The organism is Devosia sp., assembly GCF_041917035.1.
In the GTDB taxonomy this organism is placed as follows: Bacteria; Pseudomonadota; Alphaproteobacteria; order Rhizobiales; family Devosiaceae; genus Devosia_A.
On sequence record NZ_JAYRYM010000341.1, the window covers coordinates 1 to 3,158 of the forward strand.

4 protein-coding genes are annotated in these 3,158 nt (G+C 66.9%); all 4 read left to right on the forward strand.

Annotation, left to right across the window (positions count from 1 at the left end; all coding sequences use genetic code 11):
• Positions 1-217: helix-turn-helix domain-containing protein (locus ACE3TU_RS20640; protein WP_374627670.1), on the forward strand; the 217-nt coding region annotated here is incomplete at its 5' end.
• 141 nt (positions 218-358) lie between these two features.
• Complete coding sequence (locus tag ACE3TU_RS20645) at positions 359-1,666, forward strand: ABC transporter substrate-binding protein (protein WP_374627672.1); 1,308 nt, start codon at positions 359-361, stop codon at positions 1,664-1,666.
• A gap of 4 nt (positions 1,667-1,670) precedes the next feature.
• On the forward strand, positions 1,671-2,399 hold the full coding sequence (locus tag ACE3TU_RS20650; RefSeq protein WP_374627674.1) for an ABC transporter ATP-binding protein: 729 nt from the start codon (positions 1,671-1,673) through the stop codon (positions 2,397-2,399).
• The gene (locus ACE3TU_RS20655; RefSeq protein ID WP_374627676.1) at positions 2,396-3,100 is read left to right on the forward strand and encodes an ABC transporter ATP-binding protein; all 705 of its coding nucleotides are present in this window, start codon (positions 2,396-2,398) and stop codon (positions 3,098-3,100) included. The genes ACE3TU_RS20650 and ACE3TU_RS20655 overlap by 4 nt, the downstream gene beginning before the upstream one ends.
• Positions 3,101-3,158 lie beyond the last annotated feature (58 nt).

Sequence of the window (3,158 nt, forward strand, 5' to 3'; positions counted from 1 at the left end):
CGCCAGGATCTTCAGGACCGAGCTGGGCATGCCGCCCCATCGCTACCTGATCTCCCTGCGCATCGAGAAGGCGCGCCGGCTGCTGGAGAAGACCAGCGTCTCCATCGCCGAGATCGCCTACGAGTGCGGCTTCGCCCACCAGGAGCACCTGACGCGTCTGTTCCACCGGCACTGCGGCACGACGCCCGCCGCCTACCGGCGGTCCAAACGCAACTGAACTGATCGTTTTATGCAAGATCGGCGCGACGGTTTGCAGGATCGCACACTGCCGCTCCCCTAGGGTCTGAAAGCGGACAACCACAATTCGACCGGCCTGTTGGCAGGGCCGGTCCAAAGCAACTCACATCGGAGGAGTAGAATGCCCAACCTCTTGCAAGGCGCGTCGGTGACCCGGCGCGTAGTCCTGGGGGCCACATCGGTCCTCGCACTGGCCGCGATGGCCCCGGGCGTCCTCGCCCAGGACACCACCATCAAGATCGGCTACGTCACCCCGCAGAGCGGTCCGCTGGCCGCCTTCGCCGAAGCCGACGAGTTCGTCGTCAGCCAGGTCACCGAGCTGCTCGGCGGCACCATCGAGACCGCCAAGGGTCCGGTGAAGTTCGAAGTCATCGTGCGCGACAGCCAGTCCAACCCGAACCGCGCCGCCGAAGTGGCCCGCGAGCTGATCGTCGATGACGAAGTGCAGCTGATCGTGGTGGCCTCGACGCCCGAAACCGCCAACCCGGTTTCGGCGCAGTGCGAGATCGAGGGCATCCCCTGCATCTCGACCATCGCGCCGTGGCAGCCCTGGTTCATCGAACGCCAGGCCAACCCGGCCGATCCCTCCACCTGGGAGTCGTTCCGCTACACCTACCACTTCTTCTGGGGCCTCGAGGACGTCATCGCGACCTACCAGGGGATGTGGAACCAGCTCGAGACCAACAAGCAGGTCGGCGGACTGTTCCCCAACGATGCGGACGGCAATGCCTGGGGCAACCCGGATGTCGGCCTGCCGCCGGCGCTCAAGGCGGGTGGCTACACCACCATCGACCCGGGTCGCTACCAGAACCTGTCGGACGACTTCACCGCGCAGATCAACGCGTTCAAGGAAGCCAATACCGACATCGTCACCGGCGTGGTGATCCCGCCCGACTTCACCACCTTCTGGACGCAGGCCAACCAGCAGGGCTTCAAGCCCAAGGTGGCCTCGATCGCCAAGGCCATCCTGTTCCCGGTCGCCGTCGAGGCGCTCGGCCCGATCGGCAACAACCTCTCCACCGAAGTGTGGTGGTCGGCCTCGCATCCGTTCAAGTCCTCGCTGAGCGGGGCGAGCGCGGGTGAACTGGCCGCCGGCTACACCGCCGCGACCAGCCGTCCGTGGACGCAGCCGATCGGCTTCATCCACGCGCTGTTCGAGGTCGCCGTCGACTCGGTCAAGCGCGCCGAGGATCCGTTCGATGCCGACTCGCTCGCCGACGCCATCGCCGCGACCAACCTCGACACCGTGGTCGGCCATGTGCAGTTCGGCGCCGAGGGCCTGCCCCCGGCCGTCGCCGCCAACGTCTCCAAGACCCCGCTGGTCGGCGGTCAGTGGCGCTACAAGGACGGCAAGTACGACCTGGTGATCGTCGAGAACGCTGCCCACCCGGAGATTCCGCTGGGCGGCAAGATGGAAGCCATCGAGTAACAAGATGATCCTCAAGCTTGCCGGCGTCACCAAGCGCTTCGGGGCCGTCGTCGTGGCCGACAATATCGACCTCGAAGTCGCCCGCGGCGAGGCCCTTGGCATCATCGGTGCCAACGGGGCCGGCAAGTCGAGCCTGTTCAACCTGATTACCGGCGTCCTGACGCCCGATGCCGGTAAGGTCTATCTCTCCGACGAGGACGTGACCGATGTCTCGCTGCGCAAGCGCTGCGTGGCGGGCATCGGGCGCTCCTTCCAGATTCCCCGCCCGTTCGAGAGCCTGACGGTGTTCGAGAACCTGCTCGTCGCTGCCGAATACGGCCGCGAGCACGGGCACCGGGGAGCCAACGCCTTCTGCGGCTCGATCCTCGAGCGCACCGGGCTCGCCGCGCACGCCAATACGCTCGCCGGCAAGCTCACCCTGCTCAATCGCAAGCGGCTCGAGATGGCCCGCGCCCTCGCCACCGAGCCCGACATCGTGCTGCTCGACGAGATCGCCGGCGGCCTGACCGAGGCGGAGTGCCACGAACTGGTGGAGTTCATCAAGCAGGTGAACCGGCAGGGCGTGACGATCGTGTGGATCGAGCACGTGGTGCACGCGCTGCTCTCGGTGGTGACCCGGCTGATCGTGCTCGAGTTCGGGCGCAAGATCGCCGACGGCGAGCCCAACGCGGTGATGCACGACCCGGAAGTGCGCCGCTCCTATCTCGGCATCGACGAAGAGGTCGCGGCATGACCGCGCTGCTGGAGGCCCGGCGCCTCGAAGTCCACTATGGCGACTTCCAGGCGGTGTTCGGCGTCGATTTCCATGTCGATGAGGGCGAGACCGTCGCCATCATCGGCGCCAACGGCGCCGGCAAGTCGTCCTTCCTCAAGGCGCTGGCGGGCCTCGTCAGGACCCGGCCGGACGGCATCCTGCTCGACGGCAGGCCGGTGGGCGGCAGGCCCGCCTACGAGATGGTCAAGTCGGGCATCGCACTCGTGCCGGAAGGCCGCCGCCTGTTCCCCTCCATGTCGGTCGCCGACAATCTCAGGATGGGCGAGAACGGCAAGAGCGGCGAACGCGGCTGGTCCTACGAGACCATCTGCGACCTGTTCCCCATCCTGCGCGAGCGTGCCGAGCAGCTGGCGCCGACCCTGTCGGGCGGCCAGCAGCAGATGGTCGCCATCGGCCGGGCGCTGATCACCAATCCGCGCGTGCTGCTGTGCGACGAAATCAGCCTCGGGCTGTCGCCGGCGGCGATCAAGGACGTCTACGCCGCCATCGGCGAGATCAAGAAGCGCGGCACCACCATCGTCATCGTCGAGCAGGACCTCAACGCGGCCCTCGGCGCGGCCGACCGCATCTACTGTTTCCTCGAGGGCAAGGTCAGCCTCGCCGGCCGCCCGGACGATTTCGATCGCTCCGAGATCCTCGCAGCGTACTTCGGAAGCTAGGATGGAATACGTCAACACCATCGTGCAGGGGATCCTGCTGGGCGGGCTCTACGCCCTC

Excerpts from the sequence above, each read along its gene's own strand:
- ACE3TU_RS20650 (WP_374627674.1), top strand. The coding sequence starts at position 1,671 with ATGATCCTCAAGCTTGCCGGCGTCACCAAGCGCTTCGGGGCCGTCGTC.
- ACE3TU_RS20645 (WP_374627672.1), top strand. The coding sequence starts at position 359 with ATGCCCAACCTCTTGCAAGGCGCGTCGGTGACCCGGCGCGTAGTCCTG.
- ACE3TU_RS20655 (WP_374627676.1), top strand. The coding sequence starts at position 2,396 with ATGACCGCGCTGCTGGAGGCCCGGCGCCTCGAAGTCCACTATGGCGAC.